This window comes from Helicobacter cinaedi CCUG 18818 = ATCC BAA-847, assembly GCF_000155475.1.
Lineage (GTDB): Bacteria > Campylobacterota > Campylobacteria > Campylobacterales > Helicobacteraceae > Helicobacter_C > Helicobacter_C cinaedi.
Genome location: NZ_DS990392.1, coordinates 580,572 through 607,209 on the forward strand (window position 1 = coordinate 580,572; position 26,638 = coordinate 607,209).

Annotated in this window: 23 protein-coding genes and 3 tRNA genes; 15 read left to right on the forward strand and 11 right to left on the reverse strand. The window is 38.2% G+C overall.

Features of this window, described 5'->3' with window-relative positions; all coding sequences use genetic code 11:
- Positions 1–19 precede the first annotated feature (19 nt).
- The 3 genes from HCCG_RS07230 to HCCG_RS07235 are packed head-to-tail and all read left to right on the forward strand — an operon-like array spanning position 20 to position 1,684.
- Positions 20–652, forward strand: a complete 633-nt coding sequence (locus HCCG_RS07230; RefSeq protein ID WP_002956823.1) for a radical SAM protein — start codon at positions 20–22, stop codon at positions 650–652.
- Positions 567–953, forward strand: a complete 387-nt coding sequence (locus HCCG_RS12585) for an SPASM domain-containing protein (protein WP_230197918.1) — start codon at positions 567–569, stop codon at positions 951–953. Before HCCG_RS07230 ends, HCCG_RS12585 begins: the two co-directional genes overlap by 86 nt.
- Positions 950–1,684, forward strand: a complete 735-nt coding sequence (locus HCCG_RS07235; RefSeq protein ID WP_002956825.1) for an SGNH/GDSL hydrolase family protein — start codon at positions 950–952, stop codon at positions 1,682–1,684. The genes HCCG_RS12585 and HCCG_RS07235 overlap by 4 nt, the downstream gene beginning before the upstream one ends.
- Here the strand turns inward: HCCG_RS07235 and HCCG_RS07240 are convergent.
- From HCCG_RS07240 to pheS, 4 genes are all read right to left on the reverse strand, one after another.
- Positions 1,651–3,966: a PD-(D/E)XK nuclease family protein gene (locus HCCG_RS07240; protein ID WP_230197919.1), complete on the reverse strand. Its 2,316-nt coding sequence runs from the start codon at positions 3,964–3,966 to the stop codon at positions 1,651–1,653. The two genes, HCCG_RS07235 and HCCG_RS07240, sit on opposite strands and share 34 nt — an antisense overlap.
- 33 nt (positions 3,967–3,999) lie before the next feature.
- Positions 4,000–5,955, reverse strand: a complete 1,956-nt coding sequence (gene tkt, locus HCCG_RS07245) for a transketolase (RefSeq protein WP_002956827.1) — start codon at positions 5,953–5,955, stop codon at positions 4,000–4,002.
- 75 nt (positions 5,956–6,030) lie between these two features.
- Positions 6,031–8,418 (reverse strand): phenylalanine--tRNA ligase subunit beta, encoded by a 2,388-nt coding sequence (gene pheT, locus HCCG_RS07250; protein WP_002956828.1) that lies wholly within the window; start codon positions 8,416–8,418, stop codon positions 6,031–6,033.
- Positions 8,418–9,407, reverse strand: a complete 990-nt coding sequence (gene pheS, locus HCCG_RS07255) for a phenylalanine--tRNA ligase subunit alpha (protein WP_002956829.1) — start codon at positions 9,405–9,407, stop codon at positions 8,418–8,420. Before pheS ends, pheT begins: the two co-directional genes overlap by 1 nt.
- A gap of 198 nt (positions 9,408–9,605) precedes the next feature.
- Between pheS and HCCG_RS07260 the strand changes: the two genes are divergently transcribed.
- The 12 genes from HCCG_RS07260 (at position 9,606) to HCCG_RS07315 (ending at position 21,018) form a co-directional block, all read left to right on the forward strand.
- A complete protein-coding gene (locus tag HCCG_RS07260) occupies positions 9,606–9,947 on the forward strand; it encodes a histidine triad nucleotide-binding protein (RefSeq protein WP_002956830.1) in 342 nt (113 codons plus the stop codon).
- Positions 9,948–9,968: 21 nt separating this feature from the next.
- Positions 9,969–10,622 (forward strand): class I SAM-dependent methyltransferase, encoded by a 654-nt coding sequence (locus HCCG_RS07265; protein WP_014666639.1) that lies wholly within the window; start codon positions 9,969–9,971, stop codon positions 10,620–10,622.
- Positions 10,612–11,967, forward strand: a complete 1,356-nt coding sequence (locus tag HCCG_RS07270; protein ID WP_002956832.1) for an MATE family efflux transporter — start codon at positions 10,612–10,614, stop codon at positions 11,965–11,967. Before HCCG_RS07265 ends, HCCG_RS07270 begins: the two co-directional genes overlap by 11 nt.
- Before the next feature lie 166 nt (positions 11,968–12,133).
- Positions 12,134–12,925: an oxidoreductase gene (locus tag HCCG_RS07275; protein WP_002956833.1), complete on the forward strand. Its 792-nt coding sequence runs from the start codon at positions 12,134–12,136 to the stop codon at positions 12,923–12,925.
- The gene (locus tag HCCG_RS07280; RefSeq protein ID WP_015453527.1) at positions 12,925–13,812 is read left to right on the forward strand and encodes a motility associated factor glycosyltransferase family protein; all 888 of its coding nucleotides are present in this window, start codon (positions 12,925–12,927) and stop codon (positions 13,810–13,812) included. Before HCCG_RS07275 ends, HCCG_RS07280 begins: the two co-directional genes overlap by 1 nt.
- Before the next feature lie 62 nt (positions 13,813–13,874).
- Positions 13,875–14,747, forward strand: a complete 873-nt coding sequence (locus tag HCCG_RS07285; RefSeq protein ID WP_034548265.1) for a hypothetical protein — start codon at positions 13,875–13,877, stop codon at positions 14,745–14,747.
- A gap of 69 nt (positions 14,748–14,816) precedes the next feature.
- A complete protein-coding gene (locus tag HCCG_RS07290) occupies positions 14,817–15,533 on the forward strand; it encodes an FkbM family methyltransferase (RefSeq protein ID WP_002956836.1) in 717 nt (238 codons plus the stop codon).
- Entirely contained in the window at positions 15,534–16,973 is a 1,440-nt protein-coding gene (locus HCCG_RS07295) for a capsular polysaccharide export protein, LipB/KpsS family (RefSeq protein WP_002956837.1), read from the forward strand.
- Positions 16,974–17,759, forward strand: a complete 786-nt coding sequence (rfbF, locus tag HCCG_RS07300) for a glucose-1-phosphate cytidylyltransferase (protein WP_002956838.1) — start codon at positions 16,974–16,976, stop codon at positions 17,757–17,759.
- On the forward strand, positions 17,759–18,778 hold the full coding sequence (locus tag HCCG_RS07305; protein WP_002956839.1) for a radical SAM/SPASM domain-containing protein: 1,020 nt from the start codon (positions 17,759–17,761) through the stop codon (positions 18,776–18,778). The genes rfbF and HCCG_RS07305 overlap by 1 nt, the downstream gene beginning before the upstream one ends.
- The gene (locus HCCG_RS07310; RefSeq protein ID WP_002956840.1) at positions 18,771–19,739 is read left to right on the forward strand and encodes a hypothetical protein; all 969 of its coding nucleotides are present in this window, start codon (positions 18,771–18,773) and stop codon (positions 19,737–19,739) included. Before HCCG_RS07305 ends, HCCG_RS07310 begins: the two co-directional genes overlap by 8 nt.
- 1 nt (position 19,740) lies before the next feature.
- The gene (locus tag HCCG_RS07315; protein ID WP_002956841.1) at positions 19,741–21,018 is read left to right on the forward strand and encodes a glycosyltransferase family 61 protein; all 1,278 of its coding nucleotides are present in this window, start codon (positions 19,741–19,743) and stop codon (positions 21,016–21,018) included.
- A 28-nt stretch (positions 21,019–21,046) separates the two neighbouring features.
- On the opposite strand, the gene HCCG_RS07320 is transcribed toward HCCG_RS07315, so the two are convergent.
- The 7 genes from HCCG_RS07320 to HCCG_RS07350 form a co-directional block, all read right to left on the reverse strand.
- Positions 21,047–21,123 (reverse strand) — tRNA-Arg (locus tag HCCG_RS07320).
- A gap of 16 nt (positions 21,124–21,139) precedes the next feature.
- Positions 21,140–21,216 (reverse strand) — tRNA-His (locus HCCG_RS07325).
- A 24-nt stretch (positions 21,217–21,240) separates the two neighbouring features.
- Positions 21,241–21,318: transfer RNA gene (locus HCCG_RS07330), tRNA-Pro, on the reverse strand.
- Positions 21,319–21,425: 107 nt separating this feature from the next.
- Positions 21,426–23,708, reverse strand: a complete 2,283-nt coding sequence (gene feoB / locus HCCG_RS07335) for a ferrous iron transport protein B (RefSeq protein WP_002956842.1) — start codon at positions 23,706–23,708, stop codon at positions 21,426–21,428.
- Between the two features lie 123 nt (positions 23,709–23,831).
- Positions 23,832–24,062: a YraN family protein gene (locus tag HCCG_RS07340; RefSeq protein ID WP_002956843.1), complete on the reverse strand. Its 231-nt coding sequence runs from the start codon at positions 24,060–24,062 to the stop codon at positions 23,832–23,834.
- A gap of 31 nt (positions 24,063–24,093) precedes the next feature.
- Positions 24,094–24,789, reverse strand: a complete 696-nt coding sequence (locus tag HCCG_RS07345; protein WP_015453530.1) for a thioredoxin fold domain-containing protein — start codon at positions 24,787–24,789, stop codon at positions 24,094–24,096.
- Positions 24,790–24,850: 61 nt separating this feature from the next.
- A complete protein-coding gene (locus tag HCCG_RS07350) occupies positions 24,851–26,632 on the reverse strand; it encodes a peptidoglycan D,D-transpeptidase FtsI family protein (protein ID WP_002956845.1) in 1,782 nt (593 codons plus the stop codon).
- Positions 26,633–26,638: the final 6 nt, after the last annotated feature.

The window sequence follows — 26,638 nt, forward strand, 5'->3', positions numbered from 1 at the left end:
ACACAATAGAGGAGAGAAAATGAAACTCAAAAGAAAAATAAACTTTGATGTCTGCACATTTTGCAATCACGCCTGTGATTTTTGCTCAAACCCAGATAAACGCACCAAGAAAGCAAAAACAAGTTATGCTGATTTTGTAAAAGCTATGGATAATGTTTTGCAATATGTTGAAACTGATGAGTTAGGGCTATCAGCAAAAGGTGAAGTGCTTTTAAACAATGATTTAGAATCTATCATCAGCCATTGTAAAAATATTTACAATATTCCATATATTTATATCAGCTCAAATGGAGCCTTAATGAATGAATCTCGCACTGTATCTCTTATAGAATCTGGACTAGATTCTATAAAATTTTCCATTAATGCAGTGGATTCTAAAAATTATAAAAAAGTGCATAATCGTGATGATTTTGATAGGGTTATTCAAAATTTCTCTACACTTCTTAAACTTAAAAAAGAAAAATATCCATATCTCAAACTGCTTATTAGCTCCGTTTTAACACCTTGCAATACGCAAAATCCACAAGATGCTTTTAAGAAAATTTTTGGGGAAGATTCCATTTTTATTGACAATATTCTCCCATACCAGTGCACTCTTACACAAAAAGAGTATATTTCTACGGGGGGGGGGGATAGAAGAAACTCCGCATAAACGGCATTTTTCTCCCACACAATATTTTTCTCCCTTACAATTTTCCACAGCTCAACCACTCCAAAAACCCCTTTGTTTTATCCCTTTTAATGAAATATGGATAAACTCTGATTGCTCTCTCATTTTATGTTGCAAGGATTATTTTGATTCTATTAATTTTGGATCATTGCTTACACACGATTTTTTAGACCTCTATCATTCTCAAGCCTTTGAAGAAATTAGACAAATGCAACAATATGGAATCTTCCCGCAACATCATCTCTGCAAACAATGCTTGGGATATAATAGGAGTGAAAAATGAAACGATTAACGATTATTACAGATTCTTTAGGTATGGCTAGAGACTGCACACCTAGGGAGCAAACTTGGATAGATCTTTTTTTATGCCACTTAATGCAAGATTCTAATAATATTAAGCAAATAGCTGGGGGGGGGGTGATAACATACTTCTTTGCTAAACGCGGTTTGCATACACAAGATATGCTTAATGATAAAATAGATTTGCTTCTTTATCAAAAATCAGATTTTGTCATCATTCAATCTGGTGTCGTAGATGCAAGCAGACGCATTATGAAAAGGGGCTTAGAATGGCGTATTGAATCTTTGCCTATTCTCGGTAAGCTCTATAAAAACTTTACCTCTACTTTTAGGCTTAAACTCACGCGTTTATACCATTACCATTATGTATCTCCCGCAAACTTTTATCGCAATGTCATAAGTATTTGCGATGATATTTACAAAGCCAATCCTAATGCAAAAATTCTATGGATTGCAATTGCCCCACCCGGAGAATTTCTTATATCAAAAGTCTATGCCATTCAACAAGACATTGAGCTTTACAATAACATTTTGGCTCAATGTGCCACCCAAAAGCATTTTGAAATCCTTAATCCCTATACAGGATATAACACAGGGCAAATCACTATAAGAGATGGGCATCATCTATCAGCCTTTGGACATAAGCTCGTCTATCAAGCACTCAAAGAAAAGCTAGAATCCTACCTATCACATAAATCCACAAACTCACAATAACGGCAGGGCTTCCTGCTTTCAGCCTTGCTAAATTCAATCTCGCCTTGTAGCTCTGTAAGTTTTTCAAGCAATTTTTCGCCCTTTTCTTGTAGCTCACTTTTCTGCACACCACCGCGTATATCCCAATAATACAAGCAAATAGGCAGATTCTTATACACACTATTGCTTTGCTTAAAAGCAAAATCATACAAATTCATCGCAAAGTCATTTGCCATATCGTGTTTTGTATCAAAATTCCTGCGATACTTATAGTCTATAATCTCTACAATTTCCCCCACCCTTTGAATCCTATCAGGACGCATATAAAAGCTAAAACCTTTAAGCTCTAAGTTCATATTTTGCCCCTCTAGCTGCAAAATCTCAATTTCACTTTGCTTTTCGCTTAAATTTGCTTGAGTGAAAAATTTCCTTAGCTCACATTTAAGCAGCTCAATTTCCGCACGACTTAACGCACTTTCAGCCTTTAGACTAAAATCATCAAGCCAAGATTCAGTATTGCTTACAATCTCGCTCATATCTAAACGCAAATTTTTGCCAACATAAGGCTGATAGACAGATTCTAAACATTGATGCAGGGCATTTCCCAAACTCGCATTATCGCTTCCTGCCCCACTCATTTGCTCTATATAAATGTAATAATACTTCCGCGGGCAGTCTAAAAAGACTTTTAACCTGCTTGGCGTTAAAACCTCTGGCATTTTCCCAAAAAATTTATCCTCACAATATGCTAATTTCCTGCCCTGTGGCAAAAGAGAGAAAAGCAAATCGCCATTATAGTAGGATACTTTTGTCTTTTGGGCTAGTTCATCTAGCAAAGGACTAGCCTGTTTATCCTCATTTTCCACAAAGGCTACCGCCACTTCATTCGCTGTGCTAAAAACCCCATAATAATAATGCTTCTGCAACTGCTCCTTATCCCTAAGCGTTGGCATTTTTAACGCACTTCTAAGCCTTGAGTTTAAAAATAAATCATTCTCACTCACATTTGGAATCACATCTTTATTACAATCCACAATCACTGCCTTTTTATACGCAAAGCCACGAGATTCAAGCACACCCATAACGCGTATTTTCCCGCCGTGAATATCATCAATACTTTTTTGTGCTAACTCTTCTAGCAAAAAAGAGAGAATATCGCCTAGCTCACAAGCACTAAGATTTAAGCCACCCCATATAAAGAGTAACTCCCCAACATATTCTCGCACCTTTTTACTCTGCCTATCATCACAAGGGGCAATAGCATTTTGAATCATCTCACATATTTGGACATAGCTTTTAGCCCCCATAGACTTAAGACTAGATTCAGAATCTAAACCCATATCCAAAGCATTTTCCGCACACTCTTGCAATAGCTCTTCTAAACGCTTATAAGCCGCACTTAGCCTTATATCTTTCCCCATAGCAAAATTAAAGTTATGCCCCTTATCAAGCAAAGAAAGGTATTTTGAAAAGCTCTCATTTGGCACAATGATGACAATATCCTCTTCACTCACACCTGCTTTTATCCACTCCCCAATCTTAGCAAACACCAACGCCACTTGAGAAATACCAAGCCCAAAGCTATATGTATCAATCTTTTCACATATCTTTAAAGGAGCAGATTCTAGAATCTCCCCGCTTTTATAATCCACCACATACCGATGATATGTTTGACAATGTCGCAATATATCTAAAGGCAAAAAGTTTAAAGCTTTATTATAATCATCAAGCCAAAAATGCACCTTGATAGGCACAGAATCCGCCACTTGAGATAAAATCTCTTGATGTCTTGGATTTATCACACCCTCAATAAAAAGCTCAATCCCGCTAAAATGCTTGATAAAAGCTTCATTAAGAGTAATCTTCGCACCACTTGGCAAAATAAATCCATCATAAAACTTTAGCTCTTCTAAACGCTGCTTATAGCGAGATTCAATCTTTTCAAGCAATGCTAAATGATCCGCATAATCCCCATAAATATCCACAGATGGAATCTGCTTTACCGACACTCTAGCTTGGGCTAACTCATCAAAAAAAGCAAATAAAAAATTTGAAGTTTCTAAAAATCCTAAAAAACTCTCTTCAAAAATGAGTTTTGCCCCCACAAGCTCCCTAGCACATTCTTTTAAAATCGCCATACCCAAAGGCAAACGCATAGCCTTAGGCAATGCCCTATACCCTTCAACAATAATGAGCTGTGAGAAAAACTCCCCTATCATCATATATGGAGAAAGTAGCTCATTTGGGCTAAGATTTTGCATTAAAGCACGATTTGAGCTATAAACCTTAAGTGTATTTTCCACCTTACATTCCCTTTGCAAAGTTCCTTTATGGGCTTATTTTTTACACAGCGTTTCAGCAACTTTAAGAATATTTTCTACACTGAATCCAAAATGATTCAAAAGCATTTCCCCCTTGCCTGAAGCCCCAAAGCCTTTCATACTTATCACTTCATCTGCTACATAATACCACTCTAGCCCCCTTGAAGCTTCAATGGCTAGAATCTTACTCTCCCCACATAGCTCTTTCACATAGCTTTTTGACTGCTCTAGCAATAAATCAAAGCAAGGCACACTCACTACCCTTGCTTTGATTCCTGCTTGTTCTAACGCTTTACCTGCATTGATGGCCAAACTCACTTCACTCCCACTTGCCATAAGCGTAATATCCGCATTTTCACACTCTTGTAAAATATATGCCCCCTTTTTCACTTTTTCTTTCAAATCCGCATTATAAGGCATAAGCACAGGGAGATTCTGCCGACTTAGCACAAAGGCACAAGGCAGATTAGAATCTAATGCCACTTGCCAACACGCCACATTTTCATTCGCGTCAGCTGGGCGGAATACAAGCAGATTTGGCATTGCTCTAAAATGACTTAACTGCTCTATGGGTTGATGTGTCGCTCCATCTTCGCCCACACCGATAGAATCGTGTGTCCAAATGTAATACACCCTTGCTTTCATAAGGCTTGCCACACGCACACTTGGGCTCATATAGTCGCTAAATACAAAAAAAGTAGCACAAAATGGCAAAAATAAGCCATAGTTTGCTACACCATTGCAAATCGCCCCCATAGCGTGTTCTCTAATACCAAAATGCCAATTTTTACCCTGTGGAAAATCGCCTTCATTTTCAAGCGTTGTGTTATTTGATGGGGCTAAATCAGCACTCCCCCCAATAAAGCCCTCCACCCCAGCAGAAATAGCATTAAGAATCTTGCCATTACTCACGCGAGTAGCCACACTCTGCCCCACTTCAAATTGCGGATAAGAAATATTTGATATATCCATTTTTACCATAGCTTCAAATCGCTCTCTAGCAATTTGCGGGAGATTATCCACCTGCTTTTGCCATTGTAATTCTAAAAGCTCCCCACGCTCTTTCATCATTCCAAAAGCAAAAGCCACATCGCAAGGAATATGAAAAGATTCTAAAGGGAATCCTAGCTTTTGCTTTGCTTTTGCTATGATCTCTTCGCCCAAAGGTGCACCGTGAGCTTTATGGCTACCCTCTAAACTTAGAGCATTTTTGGCAATAATCGTTTTAGCGATAATTAAGCTTGGTTTTGAAGAGCTTTTTGCAGATTCTAAAGTGTTATGAATCTGCAAAAAATTATGCCCATCGCACTCTAACACTTCCCAGCCCTGTGCTTCAAACCGCCCTCTTATATTCTCACTCATCGCAATATGCGTGTCTCCTTCAATCGTAATATTGTTACTATCATAAATCACAATGAGATTTGAAAGCTTATGATGTCCGGCTAGTGAAGCAGATTCATAGCTAATACCCTCCTGCAAATCCCCATCACCGCATAAACAATACACAAAATGTGAGAAAATCTCGCGTCCAAAAAGATTAGTCGCATATTTACTCGCCATTGCCTTACCCACAGCGTTTGCTATGCCCTGCCCTAATGGACCTGTGGTTATCTCTACACCTTGCGTGTGCTTAAACTCTGGGTGTCCGGGCGTTTTTGACCCAAACTGACGGAAAGATTGTAAATCCTGCATACTCACATCAAAGCCCCATAAATGCAGCAACGAATATACTAATGTACTTGCGTGTCCGCCACTAAAAATAAGCCTATCGCGATTAAGCCACGCGGGATTTTTAGGCGAAAGATTAAGATGGAAGCTAAGCACACTTGCTATATCAGCTAGTCCCATAGGTGCGCCCGGATGCCCACTATTTGCCTTTTGCACCATATCCGCACATAAAAAACCTAGCGTGTGGGACATCTTTTGCAGCAATGGGACATCTTCTTGTGTGATGACAACTTGTCTTTGCATATATTCTCCTTAAAACTTAGATTCTAAATAAAAAGCCCAAATGCTATTTTATGAATGCCACTCCATAAACACCATTTATGAGCGAAGTGTTGCTTGAAATCTATCTTGCAAAAGTGCCAAAATATTATCCACCACTTCATTTAACTGCGTGTCTTTGAGTGTCCCATCATTTGATTGCAGCACCATTCTTATACTTAAAGCCATTTTATTTTCCAAACTCTCATCAAAATACACATCAATGGGATACACATTTTGTAAAAATTCAAGCTCCGCTCTAATAATGCTCTCCCTTACACGATAGAAAGGAATCTCCCTGTCTATAAGAATAGTCAAATCACGCACAGATTTTTGGTATTTTGAAAATTCTTGTGCTTGAGTGATGGCAAAATCACTAGATTGAAGCTCCACTTCACATATAAAAATATCAGAATCTATCTGCGGATGAATCTTTGCGATGATACCAATGGGCTTACCTTTAACATACACAAACGCACTTTGATAAGGATGTAAAATCTTTTCGCTCATAAAGCCAAAGCGTGATAATAGCTCATCTTTGTTAGATTCATCACGGATATTTTTTAAGCCAACCTCCCCCAAACATCGCTGACACACTTCAGCAAAAGAGAAAAAATCCCATTTGTTAGGCTTAGTGTGTGGATAGCACTCATCTTCCTTATAGCCACTTGCGACAAAGGCGAGTTTGCCAGATTCATTGCGTTTGCAATCATATACACTACCAATCTCAAATAAAGCAATATTTTTAAATCCAAAATTTTCATTGCGTTTTATAGAATCTAAGAGTGAAGGCAAAAGGCTTGTGCGGAGTGTGTCAAGGTCGTTTGTAATAGGATTTAACAGCTCTAAATTTTCTTCCAATCGCACAAACCCCAGCTCTTGCAATCTCTGTGATGAAGCAAACACATAATGGATACATTCCACAAAGCCATTAGCAATGAGCCTATGTGCCAAATCCCGCGTATATTTATACGCAAAATAAGTGCTATTAGCATTATGCGTTTGCAAGCAATACAAGGGCGTTGAAGGGATATTATCAATACCGTAGATTCTCATTACTTCCTCTGCCACATCTTGAATCCTATGTATATCGTGGCGATAAGGTGGCACAGAAATCATAAAAAAGTTTTCATCACAAGTCGCATCAAGCTTAAAATCAAGCCGCTTTAAAATCATCGCAATTTCTTCTTTTTCAAGCTCTGTGCCGATAAGCTGATTAATCGCACCAAAGGTTGTTTTAATACTAACTTCATCTGTGCTTTGAGCGATATTGTGTGAGCCAGAATACACCAACACATCTGAAGTGCTAACCATCTTTTTACATAAAAATTCAATCCCCTGCTCTAAATCTGGATTACTCCCACGCGTTGTGCGATAGGTAAGCTGTGTGTCGCCTTTTATAGCATTATCATACAAGGCTTTTGCAAGTGAGTTTGGATTCACATAACTTGCTTCAATGATAAGAATTTCTGAACGAATCCCAAAATGTCGCTCCCCATAAGACACACCAATGACTGATAGCTTTTCATTAGCAAATACCGCCTCCAAGCCATTTTCATCTTTTTTAATCCTAAGCTGTGCTGCTAAGCCATTATCAAGCACAATATCCTTACTTTCACACTCTCTAAGCTTATAGGCATTTAAAATCACGCCTGTCATATAAGTGCCAAATTCTAAAAAATTACACACAATATCTTCACTCAAAGTCTCATTCCTTGCTAGAGCTAAAGCAATATCTAGCGGTAAATAAGCCTGTTTAATCTCCACCACGCGATAAAGCAAATGTGCGTTAATCTTTTCATCAGTAAGAATCTGCAGCACCCGCCCAAGCCCAAGTGTGATGACATTATCCATATCAATTTCACGCTTTAAACGCAACTCATAGCAAGTGGCAAGCTCCCTTGCAATGCCTAGCACACTGAGACAATCCCCACGATTAGGCGTGATACCCACTTCAATCACATAGTCATCAAATATCGGAAGCTCACTTAGCTCCTTGCCTAAATCTAATCTCCCCGCACTCTCATCTAAAATCATTATGCCTTCATTAATTTTTGGCAGTCCCAGCTCCGTGCTAGAGCATAGCATTCCACAAGATTCAACACCACGCAAAATCGTTTTTTGAATAAGCATTTCGCCATTCTTACCATTTGGGATAACCGCACCTTGCAATGCCACAGCAACATAAGATTCAGCCTTAACATTACTTGCCCCACATACGATTTGAAGCTCCTGTGTGCCAATGCTAACCTTACATACATTAAGCTTACTCGCATCTGGGTGTGGCTCATAAGAGAGAATCTTGCCTACAACAACCTTTTTTGGCACACTCAACGCATACGCAGATTCTACTTCTAAGCCAATGCTACTTAGCCTTACACAAACTTCATTTATATCAAGATGAGAAATATCCACAAATTGCGATAACAAATATTTTGTAAAAATCATTAAAACTGCTCCAATACTCGTAAATCTGTCTCAAAAAAACTACGCAAATCATTCACACAATGAATAAGCATAGCAAACCGCTCCACTCCAAGCCCAAAGGCATATCCACTCACATCTTTATAGCCCACAGATTCAAAGACTTTATTATTTACAATCCCGCAGCCTAGCACTTCAAGCCACCCTGTGTGAGAGCAAACCCTACAACCCTCGCCTTTACAAAACACACAGCTTATATCTACCTCCGCACTCGGCTCTGTAAAAGGGAAAAAGCTAGATCGAAAGCGGATTTTTACATCACCAAACATAAAGTGTAAAAAATCCTCCAAAATATACTTCAAATGCGAAAAGCTAATGCTATCTTTTTTATCCACCACTAAGCCTTCCACTTGATGAAACATCGGCGAATGCGTCAAGTCATAATCCCGCCTAAACACACTGCCCGGTGCTATCATACGGATAGGCAATGAGCCTTTTTCCATCGTGCGAATCTGCACAGGCGAAGTATGTGTGCGAAGCAACATAGAATCTTTAAAATAAAAGGTATCTTGCATATCTCGTGCAGGGTGGAATTTAGGGAGATTAAGTGCTTCAAAGTTATGAAAATCATCTTCCACAAGCGGACCACTTTCAATAGAAAAATTCATATTTACAAAAAAATCAATAATCCTATCCATTGTTTGATAAATAGGGTGTCCGCTACTCTTAGGACGTAAGGCACTAAAAAGACTTGCATCAATGGCTTCTTTGGCGAGATTTTCATTCATTTGAGCTACAAATAAGCTTTCCTTTTTTTCTGTAAGCTTAGATTCAAACTCCTGCTTAAAGGTGTTTAGAATCTTGGCTTGAATCTTTTTCTGCTCATCAGGGAGATTTTTGAGTTCAGCAAATTGCTGTGTTAAAATGCCCTTTTTACCCATAATCTCAACGCGGAGATTCTCCACCTCCTGCAAGGTTTGTAATGTTGAAATTTTTGCGATGATTTGCTCCATTTGTGCTTCCAATGCCTATCCTTTGTATGCGTTTATGTCAAAATAAAAAACCGACATTGTAGCACATTAATAGATTATTATTGAGATTTAAAAGCTATAATTCTGCGGATTTTTGAGATTTGCTACAAAATTTTATCTTGTGGGGCATTGTGAATCTTAAGGGAGTAAATCCCTACTTTTTAGCAAAAAGGAGAAAAAATGGCGGAAAAAACGATTTTTGAAAAGATTGTAAGTGGGGAGCTTCCAAGCAAAAAAGTGCTTGAAAATGAGAAGTTTTTAGCCTTTTATGATATTGCTCCAAAAGCCCCGGTGCATATTTTAGCTATTCCAAAAGTTTGCATAAAGGACTTTGATTGTGCGGATTCTAAGCTATTAGGGGAGCTTTGTGGCTTTGCACAAGAGGTTGTGAAAAAAGTGGGGCTTGATAAGAGTGGATATAGAATCATTACAAATATCGGCATTGATGGCGGACAGGAAGTGCCTCATTTGCATTTACATATACTTGGCGGGGCAAAGCTCAAATTCCCTCCGCTTGTGTAAATTGAAGATTCTATTGCGACAATGCTTGAAGATGCGATAAAGTGGAATGAACGCTACAAGCAAGGCTTTATGCCAAGTGAGTCTAGTGCGTTTGTGATAGAAGCTTGTGGTGTGCTAAAAGATGTTTTTTCTATCAAGGCAGATTCAAAGAATCTAGTTTCAAAAAAACACCCCCACAATACAAGATTAAAAGCCCTCGATATTGCGTGTGGGAATGGACGCCACAGCAAGATTCTAGCATCTCTTGGATTTTGCGTAGAGAGTGTAGATATATCTCAAATCGCCCTAGAAAACCTCTCACATATTCCACATATCACGCCTATCTGTGCTGATTTAGATACCTTTAGCATAACGCAAAAATATGATGTGATTTTAAATAGTTTCTTCCTTGATAGAAGGCAATTTATGCCTATAATAAACGCACTTAATCCAAATGGCATTGTGCTTTTTGAAACTTTTATTGACATAGATTCTAGCTCTATAAAGCACGATAAAGCCTTGTATATGGGGGAGTTGGAGCAGGTTTTTAGCCCACATAATCACTTTGAGATTTTACATTCTCACATTTATGAAAACACAAGGGCAGAATCCGCATATAGACATATCATTCAGCTTATCGCACAATACAAGCCCAAAGTAGAATCTAACCCCATAAGAAATACCTATGACTTATAGCTTTAAACAACGCACTTGTAAGATTCTAAAAATCGCTCTGCCCTCTGGTGGGAACTCTTTGCTTGATATTGCCAATATCAGTATAGCGATGTATTTTATCGCTCATATCTCAAATAACGCAGAGATTACAAAGCACAATATCGTGGCTTTGGGGCTAAGTATGAGCTGCTGGATGTTTTTATTCGCACTCACAACCATTTTTTATGTCGGCACAAACGCACAAATCTCTCGTGCCTTTGGAGAAAGAAACTACACAAAACTCAGCAAGATTCTAAGCACAATGAGTTTTGGGGCGATTCTCTTTTCTATCCCTATTTACTTTCTTGCCGATTTGAGTAATGAATTTTATTTTGACTGGATGAATGTGGGTGGGGAGACAAAAACGCTAGGAATGCTCTATCTTAGCTTTATTTTTTATGGTATCCCTGCTTTTTTACTTAAGACAATCTTTATCTCCGCCCTAGCTGGAGTTGGCGATACAAAAAGTGTGTTTTATATTAAAATCATCGCCACAAGCTTAAATATCGCTCTTAATTATATATTAATTTTTGGTCTAGAATCTTTACATATACCATCGCTTGGCATTATGGGAGCGGGTATTGCAAATATGACAATCACCTATCTCGAATGTTTTGTGTTGCTTTGGATTCTCTGTGGAGTGCATAAACATCTACGCTTGAATCTTAGCTTTGAAGTCAAAATGTTATTTTTTGGCTTAAAGCTTGGAGTGCCTTCAGGGATTGAACGCACTTTGACCATCTTTTCACTCGTGCTTATCACAAAGTTTATGACAGATTATGGGCTAGAAGTGATTGCGGGATTCCAAATTGGCTCAAGGGTGGAGAGCTTTATCCTTATGCCCGGCTTTGGCTTTCAAGTGGCGACAATGGCGTTAGTGGGGCAAATGCTAGGGGCAAAGCGACTGGATATAGCACAGGATTTTATCCGCACAATTTTGCTTATCTCTAGCGTTACTATGGGGATTTTGGGGCTTTTGCTTTGTGTGTTTGGGGTGGAGCTTTCATCGCTCTTTAGCACAGAATCTGCTGTGGTGGATTATTCTTATGCCTATCTTGTGGCGGTTGGATTTTCTCAAGTGCCGCTTATTTGTATCTTTGTGCTTGATGGGGCGTTGCGTGGGAGCGGGGCTACGAAGCTTTCGCTTTGGGTGAATACGGGGAGCATTTGGATTCTTAGAATCTTGCCGATGTGGCTATGCGTGTATTTTCAAATCAATGTGGTGTGGATTTTTGCCATTATTTGTTGCGAGACATACCTGCGTGCGGGACTTTTTGGCTTACTTTTCTACAAGGGCATTTGGAAAAAACATATTGTGAGAATATGAGAATTTGCAAGTCATTTTTAGAATCTTATAGCTTGAAGATTCTAATTAAACTGCTTGGGAATGGAGTTTGGGCATACTTTAAGATTTTTATTAGATATTCTTACTTATAATTCCACTCTTTTTATAATATTTTCATCTTACAATTAAACTATTCTTAAGGACCAATATGATTTTAAAAGATAAAGTGGTGGTTGTAACAGGCGGAGCTGGGCTTATCGGTAGGGGCTTTATAGAAGCAATTATCCGCCACGGAGGCATTGGCATTATCGCAGATATTGATCTTGCTGCTGCTGAAGCTGCTAAAAATACTATTTACCAAAACCTTAAAGATGAGTATTTGAATGTAGATTCTATTTTCTGCATTGAGCTTGATATTACTTCAAAGGCAAGTTTAGAATCTGCTATAACGACACTGCATTCCCACTTTGGTAAAATTGATGCGTTAGTCAATAATGCCTATCCACGCACAGCAATGTGGGGGAAAAAGAATTTTTTTGAAGTGGAGTATGATGATTTTTGTGCGAATATGAATATGCAGATGGGTGGGTATCTGCTGACTTCACAGCAATTTGCGAAGTATTTTAAACAGCAAGGTTATGGGAATATTATCTCAATGAGTAGTATTCAAGGTGTGTATGCTCCAAAGTTTGATACCTACATTGGCACACAAATGGATAGCCCTGTGGAATATAGCATTATCAAGGCGGGAGTATGCCATATGACACGCTATATGGCAAAATACCTTGCCAACACCGGAATCCGCGCTAATGCCATTGCCCCAGGTGGAATCTTGGATAATCAGCCGCAAAGCTTTTTAGAGCGTTACAAAGGGCATTGCACAAGCAAAGGTATGCTTGACCCACAGGATTTAAGTGGGACACTTGTGTTCCTACTCAGTGATGCAAGTGAATATATCAATGGGCAGATTCTAGTTGTTGATGATGGCTGGGGGCTGTGATGAGCTTTAAACGCAACTTGAAGTTACGCACCATTAAAAGCACATCTTTTTTATGGTATATTCAAGCATTTCTTAGAAATGGCACACTTATCCCATCTATTAGAAAGCTTCATTCCACACGCAAGAGAGTTTTTGTGCTTGGCAATGGTCCAAGTCTCAAGGATGATGTTATACCGCATATAAAACAACTAAAAAATGAAGATGTAATGATGGTTAATCAAGCCATCACACATTCTCTCGCTTTGGAAATTAAGCCACGCTATTATGTGCTGATGGATCCTGCATATTGGGGATTTTATACCGATGAAGAAGACACCGAAGATAAATTAATTACTGCTTGTGTGCAAGAGTTAGATAGAAGTTTAAAAGAAGTTGATTGGGATATGACGATTCTCGCTCCTTACAATTTCTACAAAAAACGCACAAGCAAGGGAATTGCACTTTCAAATCCACATATTCATATCGCAACATTTAATGCAGTGGAGCTTTACACTTTTTTCCGCCTTCAAAATTGGCTTTATAAACGCAACTTTGCCATTCCAAGTGGGATCAATGTGCTTATTGCTTCACTATCCTGTGCGGTAACAATGGGATATGAGCACATTTATCTCTTAGGTGCAGATAGTAATTGGCACACACAGCTTGGCGTAGATTCAGATAATCGCACATATTCTCTTGATACACACTACTATCACGATGATGTGCAAAAATGTTACTCCCCATACCCATTGTCATTTCATATGGAGTGTATTACAGCAGCATTCAAAGCCTATGATATGTTGGGCAAAAATTTTCCACAAATTTCCAATCTTTCATCTATATCAATGATCGATGCATTTCCTAGAGACACATTATTCTCTATTTTTAACGGGGGGGGGGGCAGTTGATAAGGAGAATATTCTCCCTACTCGTTTTGTTCTAGTCCCTTATCCCTCTCAGAGGGGTGTTTATGCGGCTTAAACCCCTTTGTTTAGATATTTTATATAGCGTTTATTTTTTACAAGCGTTTTTTAGAAACAAAGCTTTTAGCTCCTCTGTTACATCATTAGCTTCTCCGCAAAATAATGCCATATTTATTCTTGCCAATGGTCCAAGCCTCAAAGATGATATTGCACCATATACCACAGAACTTTCACAATGTCATACACTTATGATGAATCATTCTGTTACTCAAAATATTCATAGAGATATTCGTCCAAAATATCATATTCTCTTAGATTCTGTATATTTTGTCGGCGATACTTACAACATAATGGCACAAAGCGACTATGAGCGTGTTAGCAAAGAGGTGCAAGAGCTATATTACTCATTTGAGCAATTATCCTATCCTATTGAGCTACTTGTGCCAAACATTTGGAAGGATAAAATCCATATTAAAAATCCTCTTATCACGCTACAAACCTTTGGTATAGCAAAGTTTAGAGGCTTTGATTTTATCTCTCGCCTCTTATTTTCAAAAGCCATTGCCCTGCCTTCATACTGCAATGTCCTTATTCCATCTATTATTTGCTGTATTGCAATGGGTTATAAAAAGATTTATTTGCTTGGTTGCGACCACGACTGGTTCAAAGGCTACTTTGTAGACTCGTGCAATAGGCTATACATAGATTATAAGCATTTTTATGAAGAGCAGCAAACTGAATCCAACTTTGCAAAAATTAGTCTTCCAAATATTTTAAGTGTGGATGCTGAAATCTTACACTCATATCACACTATTCAGCATATATTTAAAAATATCTCAATTTATAATCTTTCTTCCAACTCAGCTATTCAAGTATTTCCACGAAGCACTTTAACGGAAATATTTATGGGGGGGGGGTAAAAGTAAGGATTCTATCCTTTTATTTTTTGCTTTTTTGCTTCATTCTCATCACAGTCAAGAGGGGACAATATGGTAAAGTCCTTTCTTAAAAAAATCCTACCAAATAAACTTCAAGCTTGGCTCATCCATATAAGAAATCTCCACATCACACGCTTTCACACCAAATCTTACGCCATACAAGGTGAAGATTTAATCTTGCGTGAGCTTTTTGAATATGCTAAAAGTGGCTTCTATGTAGATGTAGGTGCTCATCACCCATTTAGATTCTCAAATACTTATTTATTTTATAAAGTCGGTTGGCGTGGGCTTAACATTGATGCTATGCCCAATTCAATGAAACTTTTTAATCGTTTCCGCCCTAGGGACATTAATATTGAATGTGGCGTAGCTTTTAACGGGGGGGGGGGCAGTATGATTTATTATAGTTTTAATGAACCCGCCCTTAATGGCTTTAGTCCAATTTTAAAAACAAAATATGATAATCACCCACTCTACCATTTGATTGATGAAATCTCTGTGCCTGTGCGGAGTTTAGAATCTATCCTTGATGAATATTTGCCGCAAGAGACCCATATTGATTTTTTAAGCGTTGATGTTGAGGGGCTTGATTTAGAGGTGCTGAAATCAAACAACTGGGATAAATACCGCCCAAAAGTTGTAGTTATAGAATGTTGGGATAGTGATTTAAAAAATATAAAGTACACAGATATTTATACCTTTCTTACCGCTCACAATTACAAGCTTTTTGCAAAGACAATTTATACATTATTTTTTAGGAGTGAATAAGTGAAAAATATTATACTTGTAGATAGGGGGCATACATTAAATTTTTTAGCCGAAGCATTGTCTCGTGATTATCATATTGTTGTGCTTATCGTAGATTCTGATACAATCGCTAGAGATTTACAAAAAACATACAAAAACCATCCGCAAATCACACATATTCTCTCTATGCAGGATTTAGAATATGTTGATGGCACACCTTACCTAGACTATACACTACTCGCAATTTACAAAGAGATTCAATATAAAATAGAATTTGTCAATCATAGATGGCTCAATGATGGAATGCTCTCAAGTAATAAATTTATCAATGCTCTCTGTTGGTGGAATCATATTTTTGATACATTTGATATTTCTCTTGTTGTATGCCCAGATATAGAACACGGGGTAACTTATGATATTCCAGTCCATATTGCAAAGTATAGAGATATTCCCTGCTTCATCGCCCCACCCACATTAATCTACGCCTCTTCCATACTGCATTACAACGCACAAGCCTACATCCCCTTTGTAAGTGGCAATCTCACAAATCAATCATTCAAAGAAAATCTTTTTTACTCTTTTGATCCAGATAACATTGCTATACCAAACAACCACACAACATTATGGAAAAAACAAAAACGCCTCATCTATACATTTCTCTTAAAAATTGGAGGGCAGATTTTGGTGGATTTTGTTGTCTGTCTTTGTAAAATGAATTTTCATATCAAGCAACATTCGGGAAATTTTCCTGTTTCATTTTGGCATAGACTTTCAAATCTTTTTTACGCAAAGAAAATGAAAAGATTCTACAAATCTCATTCAGTTAGAATCAATGAAAATGAAAACTTTATTTTCTATGCAATGCACTTTGAGCCAGAGGGAGGAACTTCTGTTTGTGTGCCATTGCAAAATCAACTCACAGCTATCCAAATGCTTCATAACGCCTTGCCAAAAGGCTGGAAACTCTATATCAAGGAACACCCACATCAATTCATACTCAATAATCCAGAAATGGTATATTTTCTCTATAATCTCAAATGGTGGAAATCCATTGAATTTTATAAAGAATTATTAAAGCTCCCCAATGTTGTTTTGATTGATTTTAATACCCCTTCAAAAACACTCCTTGACAAAGCTCAAGCAGTAGCAACCATTAATGGCACAATCCATTTAGAATCTACATTCCACAACAAGCCTTGTATTGTATTTGGTGGAAATAATCTCCTTTTACAAAAAGCTAAAAATATCATTTATGTTGATAGTTTTCAAACACTCAAAAATGGTATTGAGAGGCTTAGAGAGAATCCAACTAATTTTGATAATTCGCTTGAGATTCAAGACTACATCTCTTTTATTTGCCGTTACGCTACAAACTACGCCTCTCCAACAATAGCAAAAGATATATTTTCTAGCATAGAAATATATCTTAACCAATTACCACAAAACAATCAAGGAGCATAAATGAAAGTGATTATCTTAGCAGGGGGCTTAGGCACGAGACTTGCCGAGGAGACCTCTATCCGCCCAAAGCCAATGGTAGAAATTGGAGGTTATCCTATTTTATGGCATATTATGAATATATACAGCCATTATGGACTTAATGACTTTATCATTCTGCTGGGCTACAAAGGCTATGTCATAAAAGAATATTTTACAAACTTTTTTATCCACAACAGCGATATATCTATCAATCTCTCAAACAATTCTATTGAAATCCTTAACTCTCAATCGCAAAATTGGAAAGTTACCCTTCTTGACACAGGAAAAGACACAATGACAGGTGGTAGGATTCTTCAAGCCAAGCCATATACTCAAGACCAAACCTTTATGCTGACATACGGCGATGGACTATGCAATATCAATCTCAAAGAACTGCTCTCATTTCATCATTCACACAAAAAATCTCTCACAATGAGTGCCATACAACCTGAAGGAAGATATGGTGCAATATGCTTTGGGGAAAATAATAGCGTAACAAGCTTTTTAGAAAAACCAAAGGGCGATAGTCAAGAATCAGAAAATAAAGGCTGGGTCAATGGCGGCTTTTTCGTATGTGAGCCAAAAATTTTTGACTACATTGAAGGGGATTCTACAATTTTTGAGCAAGAACCCCTTATGAATCTTGCCCAAAACAACGATCTTGTAGCCTTTAAACATTCTGGATTCTGGAAATGTATGGATACGCTAAGAGATAAACAAGCCCTAGAAGAAATGTGGCAAAACAATCCCAAATGGAAGGTATGGTAATGAAACTCGAACGCAACAAAACTGAACTTACAGGCATACTTGGTATAGAAAAAATAAATCTGCTTGAAAAACTTAAAGATGTCAATCAGTGGCGGGAGTATCGCCATATTTACAGCCAAGCCTCACAGTTAGAGCTCATTACTCCTTTTCCAACACAAATAGACTTTGAGCTTAACGCTACTTGTAACCTAAGATGCCCTATGTGTCCATTATCCGTGGAGGTTAATAGCGAGAAAAAGCATCTATTATTCCCCTTTGACTTATTTTGTAAAATCATAGATGAAAGTGTAGCAAAGGGACTGAAAGCAATAAAGCTCAACTACCTTAACGAGCCACTTTTAAGAAATGATTTAGAAGACTTTATTATATATGCTAAAAAAGCCGGTGTGCTAGATATTTATTTTTCAAGCAATGGGCTTATTCTCACAAAAGAACGCGCAAAATCGCTTATCAACGCAGGACTTGATAGAATCCAAATATCCATTGACGCCTACTCTGAAGATATTTACAACACCATTCGCCCCGGAAGTAACTACCACAAGGTAGTCAATAATGTTTTACAACTCATAAAGTTAAAAAAGGAGCTAAAAAGTCTTACACCACTTATCCGTGTCAATTTTGTTCGCACAGAGATTAATGAGCATCAGCTTGATGATTTTATTGACTTTTGGGAGGATAAGGTTGATATGATTGGCTCTCAAGAAATGGTAAAACCACCAAAAAGTTCGCAAGATATTAACTCGAAAACCACAGAGCAAAAACCAGCTTTTCAATGCTCTTTTCCATACAAACAGCTTGTTATCACAGCAGAGGGTAATGTTCTACCGTGCTGCACCTTTTATGGTGAAGAAATGGTCCTAGGCAATATCCTTACAGCATATCAAAACAATCAAGCCATATCACTGCAATCATTTTGGGAATCTAGAAAAATGCAGCATTTACGGGAGATTCACAAAAACAAGCAATACGCTTCAAATCCCATTTGTAAAAAATGTATTGATGGTGCGATAAATGCTTGAATACCAATGTCAAAATGCGATTTTGCTCATTGTCTATAAACGCGCCGACACTCTTAAGCCCATTCTCAATCGGCTTAAGAGTGTCAAACCAAGCAAAATATATATCGCCGCAAACTCTTATAAAAACGAGCAGGAGAAGCATCTCACAACACAAGTAAGGCAATTCTTAGAAAACAACATCAACTGGGATTGTCAAGTCAATAAGCTTTATAGAGACACACACCTTAGCGCAAAGCTTTCAATCAGCTCGGCTATATCGTGGTTTTTCCAACAAGAGAAACAAGGGATTATTTTAGAAGATGACTGCCTGCCAACGCTAAGCTTTTTTAGATTCTGTGATGAGCTTTTGGAGCGTTATGCCGATGAAGAAAAGGTTTTTATGATAAGTGGCTGGAGTGCGCTTGATTTTGCTAAAAACACTTCAGTAGAAACATTACACCCAAAAGCACAACTCCAAGAAGACTACTTTTTTTCCAAATATCCACATATTTGGGGCTGGGCAAGCTGGGCTAGGGCGTGGCAAAAGTATCAACTAGAATTTAGCGACTTTGAATCTGAATTCAACACACTTGATAATTTCTACTCTGTGAAAGAAAAACACTACTGGCATAAACTATTCAAAATCTACGCACAAGGGAAAGTGGATACTTGGGACTATCCATTTGTGTATAGTATGTGGAAGCATAATGGGCTTTCCATATATCCAAAAAACAATATGATTGCCAATATCGGCTTCAATAGAGACGATGCTACCAACACCACAGGGGAATCAAAATTTGCCATAATGCCAAGCTATGAGATTGCCTTTCCACTCAAACACCCAAATGACATACAGATAAACACAAAGCTTGATACCACAAGTTTTGAAGTGGCTTTTGCCCCACTTCCATTACATACAAGAATCTTACGCAAAGTCAAAAAATGCTTGTATAAACTCTTCAAACCCAAACAAAGGAGATGATATGTTCAAAACCACCACCTACCAACAGTCCAAAGAATGCGGTGAAATAAGCCAAGAGATTCTAGCTTATCCTGCTCAAAAAGTTTTTATAGATAAATCAGGCATAACACTTTTAGAATCTAGCGGGGGGGGGGATATATCAAATGATTTCAGCTCGATACAATGCCCCTCCACTACTATTCAACCTAATTTAGATAAATCTGCCTCCACGCAACCCACAAAAAAAATCTCCCATTTTACAGACATTTTTGGTAATTTTCATTATTTTTTTCGCCCATATACCCACACTACCCTTGAATGCAAAGTGAGAATCTTACCTAATGCATATTGCTACACAAATGATGAAATAATTTGGACAAGGAGTAAAAAATCACTTATCTCACACACACCGCTTCGCTCACATCCATTAGATTCTATACATATCAAAGGGAGCAAACTTACAAAACTTTTTTCCCTTTACAAAATCACAAAAAAATGGCTCAAATTCTATTTTGACGCACTTAAACCCCAAAAGAAACAAGCCTCCATTGCCCTACTTTCAAGACAAGTCGGGGATAACTACGGGCATTTTTTACACGAAGTCATAGCCGGATTTTATCAACTTAAACTTATAAATCTTACTCCGGATTTTTATATCCTTCCGCTCAATACCCCATTTCAAAAGCAAATGTATGACTTGCTTGGCATTCCACCAAAAAGCATTATTCCATCTTGTCCAAATATGTTCATTCAAGCAAAGCAGCTCATTATCCCAACGCTAATGGCTGATTATGAATTTGTAGAATATAGAAAGCACACTCACACTTGCACTTTTGCACAGCCACTTTTCTCTTATTTTATGTATGACCATCTTTTGCCCCAAGTGCCTCAAAAAAACAAAAAAATCTTTCTCACACGCCCCAAAGATTCTAATCGCAACATTGACAATCTCGCTGAAATAGAATCCATTCTTCAGCAATATGGCTACACAATAGTTTTGCCGGACAACTTAAGCTTAACAGAAAAACTTGAACTCTTTTCTTCTACCACACATATTATCAGTATGCACGGTGCAGGATTATGCAATGTATTTTTTAGCACAAAAGATACAAAAGTATTTGAAATTTTTCCACAATACTATCACAACACATCAACACAATACATAGCCCTAGCAAGGGGTTGCAAATATTCTTATATGGTGGGAGAAACACACGATATATCAATGCACCCTCAACAAGAAAATGTCTATGTAAATCCAGAAAAACTCAAACTCGCTTTGCAAATATTTGAACAAGAATAATCCAGTAGAATCTAGCATTTTAAGAAAGTGGTACGCCCGAAGGGAGTCGAACCCCTAACCCCCAGATCCGAAGTCTGGTGCTCTATCCAATTGAGCTACGAACGCAAAAAACTAAGAAAAATGGGGTGGGTGATGGGGATCGAACCCACGACCCTCAGAGCCACAACCTGATGCTCTAACCAACTGAGCTACACCCACCATAATAAAAAAAGACTTAAGAAGTGGTCGGGGCGAAAGGATTCGAACCTTCGACCCCTTGGTCCCAAACCAAGTGCGCTAACCAGACTGCGCTACGCCCCGACACGAAGTTAAAAAGGCGTGATTATAATATAACCTCGCTTTTTTGTCAAGAAAATACGCCTTTTCCGCACGGATTTTAGAGTAGATTCAAACTTGAAATCTACACCTTACCCAACAATCAACTGCGTAATCTTATACCCCACAAAAGCAAAAATATACGATACCACGCTTGTAAAAATAAACAAATACGCAATAAACCGCTTTCCACCCGCCTCCTTGCCAAACACAATACTTGCCGCAAAACAAGGATTATAAAACATAATAAACAAGATAAAAGCAATAGCACTTGGCAAGCTAATATTCTCTTGTAAAATCTCACGCAAAGGCATATCATTATTTTCATCAATATCTTCACCTAACACATACAGTACACCCATACTTGAGATAATCGTCTCCTTTGCCAACAGCCCATTCACAAGTGAGACAGAGATTTTCCAGTCAAAGTCCATAGGTGTGAAAATCGGCTCTATAAACTTCCCTATCCGTCCTAAATAACTCTGTTCCACCTTGTTTGATTGATAAGTATGTTGAATATTTTCTATCTCATCTTGTATAGACTCTATGCTTCTATCTATATACCCATCTTCACACATCACAACAGAAGCACCCCATTCCGCACTACCATCAGCATTCCTATGCTCCCACTCCTGCACACACCCTTCTTTACCCCTTTGCTGCTCCAATTCCACAATCTTAGATTCTAGTGCGCTCACTGTCTCATCTGTCTGCTGCTCTAAGGTCTCATTATGGGGAAACTGCGTCCCCACCCAAATAATCACAGAAGCAAGAAGTATAAAGCTCCCCGCCTTTTTGACATAGCTTACCGCCTTTTGCCACACACTAAAGGCAATCAGTCGCAGACTTGGCAAACGATATTTTGGCATCTCCATTACAAATGGCTCATCATCTCCCCTAAAAGCTGTCAATTTTAGAATCTTAGCCATACATAATCCTACTAATGCCCCAAAAATATAGATTCCATACAGCACATTCCCCGCCACGCTTGGAGTGAAAAACGCCCCGATAAATAATGTATAAACAGGCAGCCTTGCCCCACAACTCATAAAATTAATAATAAAAAGTGTCAGCATTCTATCATTGCGATTTTTGAGCATTCTTGTGCTCATATATGCTGGGACAGAGCAGCCAAATCCCGTAACGAGTGGGATAAAACTCTTGCCGTGTAGCCCAAACTTGTGAAAAAAGCCATCAAGCAAGAACGCCACTCTCGCCATATATCCCGTACCCTCAAGTAGCACAATCCCACAAAAAAGTATCAAAATATGAGGTAGAAAGCTAAGCACTGCCCCAACCCCAGCAATAATCCCTCCAGATAGCAAAGACGCTACAAACTCATTAGCAATATACCCTTGAATCAAATCGCCAAAAGACGCCATACTCTCTTCAATCCACACCTTTGGAAACTCGCCTAAATAAAAAGTAACCTGAAACAAAAGCCACATCAAAAACAAAAAAATAGGAATCCCAAGATAAGTATTCAGCAAAATCGCATCAAGTCTTTGTGTGATAGAGAGCTGTTTTTTAGCGTTCGTGCGGCTAGATTCCATACTTGCACCCTTTGCAAAGCTAATGCTATCATCATTAAAAATATCCTGCACATTTTGACTTTGAAACTGCTTGTAAAGCTGCTGCGTGCATTTATTAACAAATTCACTAAGCTCCACCCAGCAACCCTTATCGTGCAAACTTTTAGCAATAAAATTATCCTGCATAAGCAGCTTAATAGCAATATCCCTTAGACTTCTCACTCCCCTATGATTAAGTGCCAAAAGTCGCTCTATATCCTCATAATGCTTTTGCTCCAAAAAATCTTCAATCTTGCCTATTTCATTTTCTAAAAAGTCAGCATACACTCGCTTATTTGGCTCTAAAGGCTCATTAGCAATGTGAATGAGCCTATCAAGCAAAGTCTCTAGATTCTCCCCATAAAACGCCGATACACTCACACATTCCACACCTAGAATCTCGCCAAGCAACGCACTATTAATCTCAATGCCCTCCTTTTTTGCCTCATCGCTCATATTGAGAGCTAGGCACATTTTGCTTTGTAATTCCATAAGTTGCGTAGTTAGCAACAAGCAACGCTCCAAATTTGTAGAATCTAGCACATTTAAAATCACATCATATTCTTGCGTTTCCAAAAACTGCTTTGTTATCTGCTCCTCAAAAGAATATTCATTTAAAGCATAAGTCCCGGGCAAGTCAATAATCCGCAAAATATAGCCCTTATACTCAATTCTTGCTTCTGCTTTTTCAATCGTAACACCTGTGAAATTCCCCACCTTTAAATGCACACCGCAAATCTTATTCACAAGTGAGCTTTTGCCAACATTTGGTTGCCCAACGCATACTATGGTAATTTGTTTCATTATAATTCCTTGATGATTTTGCGTGATTGTAACTAGATTCAAATATACTGTCAATAAAATTAATATTTATTCTTACTTATACTGAAATATCGTGTGCCAAGAAAACAACCTATACATCAGCCCTTAGCACAAAGTGATATTTTCTATAAACTCAATATACCCACCTTTGATGATGAGTACATCAAGGCAATATTCTTGCGTGAGATTCTGCGTTGAAAGATAGAATCCTATTGTGGATATAAGCTTTTCAATCTTGCTTGGCGTGATGTTATAAATAGGCTCAAAGCCACTTTTAGCCCCAACACTCGCACTTTTGACTTCAATAAAATGTAAGATTCCATTTTTTTGATACAAAAAGAAATGGTGGGTCTAGGCTTCAATTAGCCTAATCTTCGATAATATAAGGCACGGAACGCACACCCGTATCAGCCACAGCTTGTGTGAGCTCTTGGGCTAGTTTCGTATCCATACTTGTAGCTTTTCTTTTTGGCTCATAGAGTTTGGCTAACATCGCAATATCTTTAGCTTGATTGCCACTTTTGTTTTTCAACGCATTAGCAGCCTTCAGCATAGAATCTTCGCCCAAAAAGCCAACGACTAAAAGCTCTACATTGGCATCTTCTAGCCGTTTATTCAAATTTGCAAACTCCTTTTGGCAGTAAGGGCAATTCGCATCAGAGACGACATAAATCGTCTTTGCCCCATTTTTTTGAGATTTAAAGTGGAAAACATTGGCACTTTGCTTTTTAAACACCTCTTGCAACTTAATATTAATCTTTGCCTTTTCTTTCTCATAAAAATCTTTATAAAATCCCTGAATCTTAGTCTGCACCGCCTTATCCTGTATAAGCAACGCATTAGGCTCAAAGATAAACTTCCCATCATTTGTCGCTAGAAATGGCACTTGCTGATTATTCACATCAATGATTATCATACTTAGCCCACTTGCCAAATCACTGCTTGAGATAATGCTCCCCTGCACGGAATTAGCCTGTAAAGTCTTTTGCAGCTCCGCCTTATCCGCCGCACTATACGCCACACTCAAAGCACACAGCATACTTATAGCAATTTTTGTTTTCATACTGCTCCTTTTATTTTTTTAAGACACATTATAACGATGATATTGTAATGATTTAGAATCTTTAAGTCTCTGGCGTCTCTTGTGGAGATTCAATGGGCTTAAGATAGCCATTTTCAAGCAAAAGCTCCACGATATGCTTAAAGATTGGAGCGGCTGTTTTACCGCCATAATAATCATCTTTTATATCAGATTCAAATGCCACAACGCCGATTGTGTAAGAGTTTGTCTCATCTTGAGCAAATCCAAAAAACGAGCCATTATATTTTGTATCATACTTGCCACCACTTGCAATTCTTGCCGTGCCTGTTTTACCCCCGGTAATCACCCCATCAACTCGGGCTACTTTAATCACCTTTTGCACAACGCGGATAAGCGTATCATACACTTGCTGCACAACATCTGGCGATAAAATCGCTATTGGCTCAAGCTGCTTTGGAATATATTTTTCCCCGCTTGGAGAGGTTACATACTCACTCACTCTAGGCGTTACAAGGTAGCCTCCATTGTTAAAAATCGCATAAGAACGCAAAAGCTGCATAAAAGTCGCTCTCATACCATAGCCATAGCTCACACTCGCACGATACACTTCATTATTAAAAGTCCTTGGGCTTGGCACTAAGCCTGTTTTTTCATAGGGCAAATCAATGCCGCTTAGCTCACCAAAACCAAAGGCGTGCAGGGCAGTGTGGTATTCCTTTGGATTGAGATTTTGAGAAATTTTCACCATTCCTATATTGCTTGAACGCACGATAATATCTTCCACACTTGCACTCTTTAGCGGGTGTGTATCGCGGATAGTGTAGCTTTTAAGCTTATAGTAACCATCATTAAGATCAATGACATCACTTGGCTTTACCATACCCTTTTGCAACAAAATCGCATAGATAATTGGCTTAATCGTGCTGCCGGGCTCATAGGAATACTCAATAGCATTGAGATTCAAATTTGGATAGTCTTTTTGCTGAATGCTTTTGGGATCAAAGCGATTAGAAGTCGCAAGGGCTAGAATCTTACCCGTTTTAGAATCCATAACTCCAGCGATAATCTCACGCACTTTATAACGCTTTTTTGCCTCATCAAGTGTCAGCTCAATCTTTCTTTGCAAACTTAAGGGTATGCTTAGTGTAATATCAAAACCATCTTGACGACTTTGGATACTCGCTCCCTTGTTGGCAATAACATTAAAGCCCACATCTCGTTTGCCTATAATCCTGCCATCTTGCTTAGCGGAGAGAATATCATTATAATATTTCTCCACTCCCTTCACGCCATCAACACGCGTGATATTTTGACTTTCAACCTTGCGTGTATAGCCAATAAGTGGCTCTAAGATATTTTTATAAGTGTAGATTCTATTATTACCACTCACTTCAATGCTTAAGCCCATTTTTTGAATCACTCTGCCCTTTTTGTCTTCATACTCTCTAAACACATCGTAGCGGATAAGAATGAGATTAAGATTCTTAAGGTGAGTAGCGATTGTGGAATTAAGCGTATAGGATAAAACCACATAGCCTTTTTGATTTATCTTTTTGGCTACTTCATCTTTTGGAATCCCGCTATATATGGAAAAAAGCGTAATAAAAAACTCTTTTTTATCCGGATCAATACTTTGGGTATTCACACTTGCTTTGTAGAGCTTATCGCTATATGCGATTTCAAATCCATCGCTTGTATAGAGACTGCCACGGACTGAAGTATCACTCTTTGTAGCACTAAGATTTGGAAGTTTTCTAGGGGTTACTATCTTAACATACGCAATGCTTAAAAACACAACGATGCACAAGATGAGTAAGAAAAAAACAGATATAACAACACCTGTTTTTTTGGGATAATACGCCACAAATGC

Coding starts and splice junctions, on each gene's coding strand:
- HCCG_RS07275 (WP_002956833.1), top strand. CDS start 12,134: ATGATTTTAAAAGATAAAGTGGTGGTTGTAACAGGCGGAGCTGGGCTT.
- HCCG_RS07270 (WP_002956832.1), top strand. CDS start 10,612: ATGACTTATAGCTTTAAACAACGCACTTGTAAGATTCTAAAAATCGCT.
- HCCG_RS07345 (WP_015453530.1), bottom strand. CDS start 24,789: ATGAAAACAAAAATTGCTATAAGTATGCTGTGTGCTTTGAGTGTGGCG.
- feoB (WP_002956842.1), bottom strand. CDS start 23,708: ATGAAACAAATTACCATAGTATGCGTTGGGCAACCAAATGTTGGCAAA.
- HCCG_RS07310 (WP_002956840.1), top strand. CDS start 18,771: ATGCTTGAATACCAATGTCAAAATGCGATTTTGCTCATTGTCTATAAA.
- HCCG_RS07315 (WP_002956841.1), top strand. CDS start 19,741: ATGTTCAAAACCACCACCTACCAACAGTCCAAAGAATGCGGTGAAATA.
- HCCG_RS07280 (WP_015453527.1), top strand. CDS start 12,925: ATGAGCTTTAAACGCAACTTGAAGTTACGCACCATTAAAAGCACATCT.
- tkt (WP_002956827.1), bottom strand. CDS start 5,955: ATGCAAAGACAAGTTGTCATCACACAAGAAGATGTCCCATTGCTGCAA.
- HCCG_RS07265 (WP_014666639.1), top strand. CDS start 9,969: ATGCTTGAAGATGCGATAAAGTGGAATGAACGCTACAAGCAAGGCTTT.
- HCCG_RS07305 (WP_002956839.1), top strand. CDS start 17,759: ATGAAACTCGAACGCAACAAAACTGAACTTACAGGCATACTTGGTATA.
- pheS (WP_002956829.1), bottom strand. CDS start 9,407: ATGGAGCAAATCATCGCAAAAATTTCAACATTACAAACCTTGCAGGAG.
- HCCG_RS07260 (WP_002956830.1), top strand. CDS start 9,606: ATGGCGGAAAAAACGATTTTTGAAAAGATTGTAAGTGGGGAGCTTCCA.
- HCCG_RS07290 (WP_002956836.1), top strand. CDS start 14,817: ATGGTAAAGTCCTTTCTTAAAAAAATCCTACCAAATAAACTTCAAGCT.
- HCCG_RS07235 (WP_002956825.1), top strand. CDS start 950: ATGAAACGATTAACGATTATTACAGATTCTTTAGGTATGGCTAGAGAC.
- HCCG_RS07230 (WP_002956823.1), top strand. CDS start 20: ATGAAACTCAAAAGAAAAATAAACTTTGATGTCTGCACATTTTGCAAT.
- rfbF (WP_002956838.1), top strand. CDS start 16,974: ATGAAAGTGATTATCTTAGCAGGGGGCTTAGGCACGAGACTTGCCGAG.
- pheT (WP_002956828.1), bottom strand. CDS start 8,418: ATGATTTTTACAAAATATTTGTTATCGCAATTTGTGGATATTTCTCAT.
- HCCG_RS07285 (WP_034548265.1), top strand. CDS start 13,875: ATGCGGCTTAAACCCCTTTGTTTAGATATTTTATATAGCGTTTATTTT.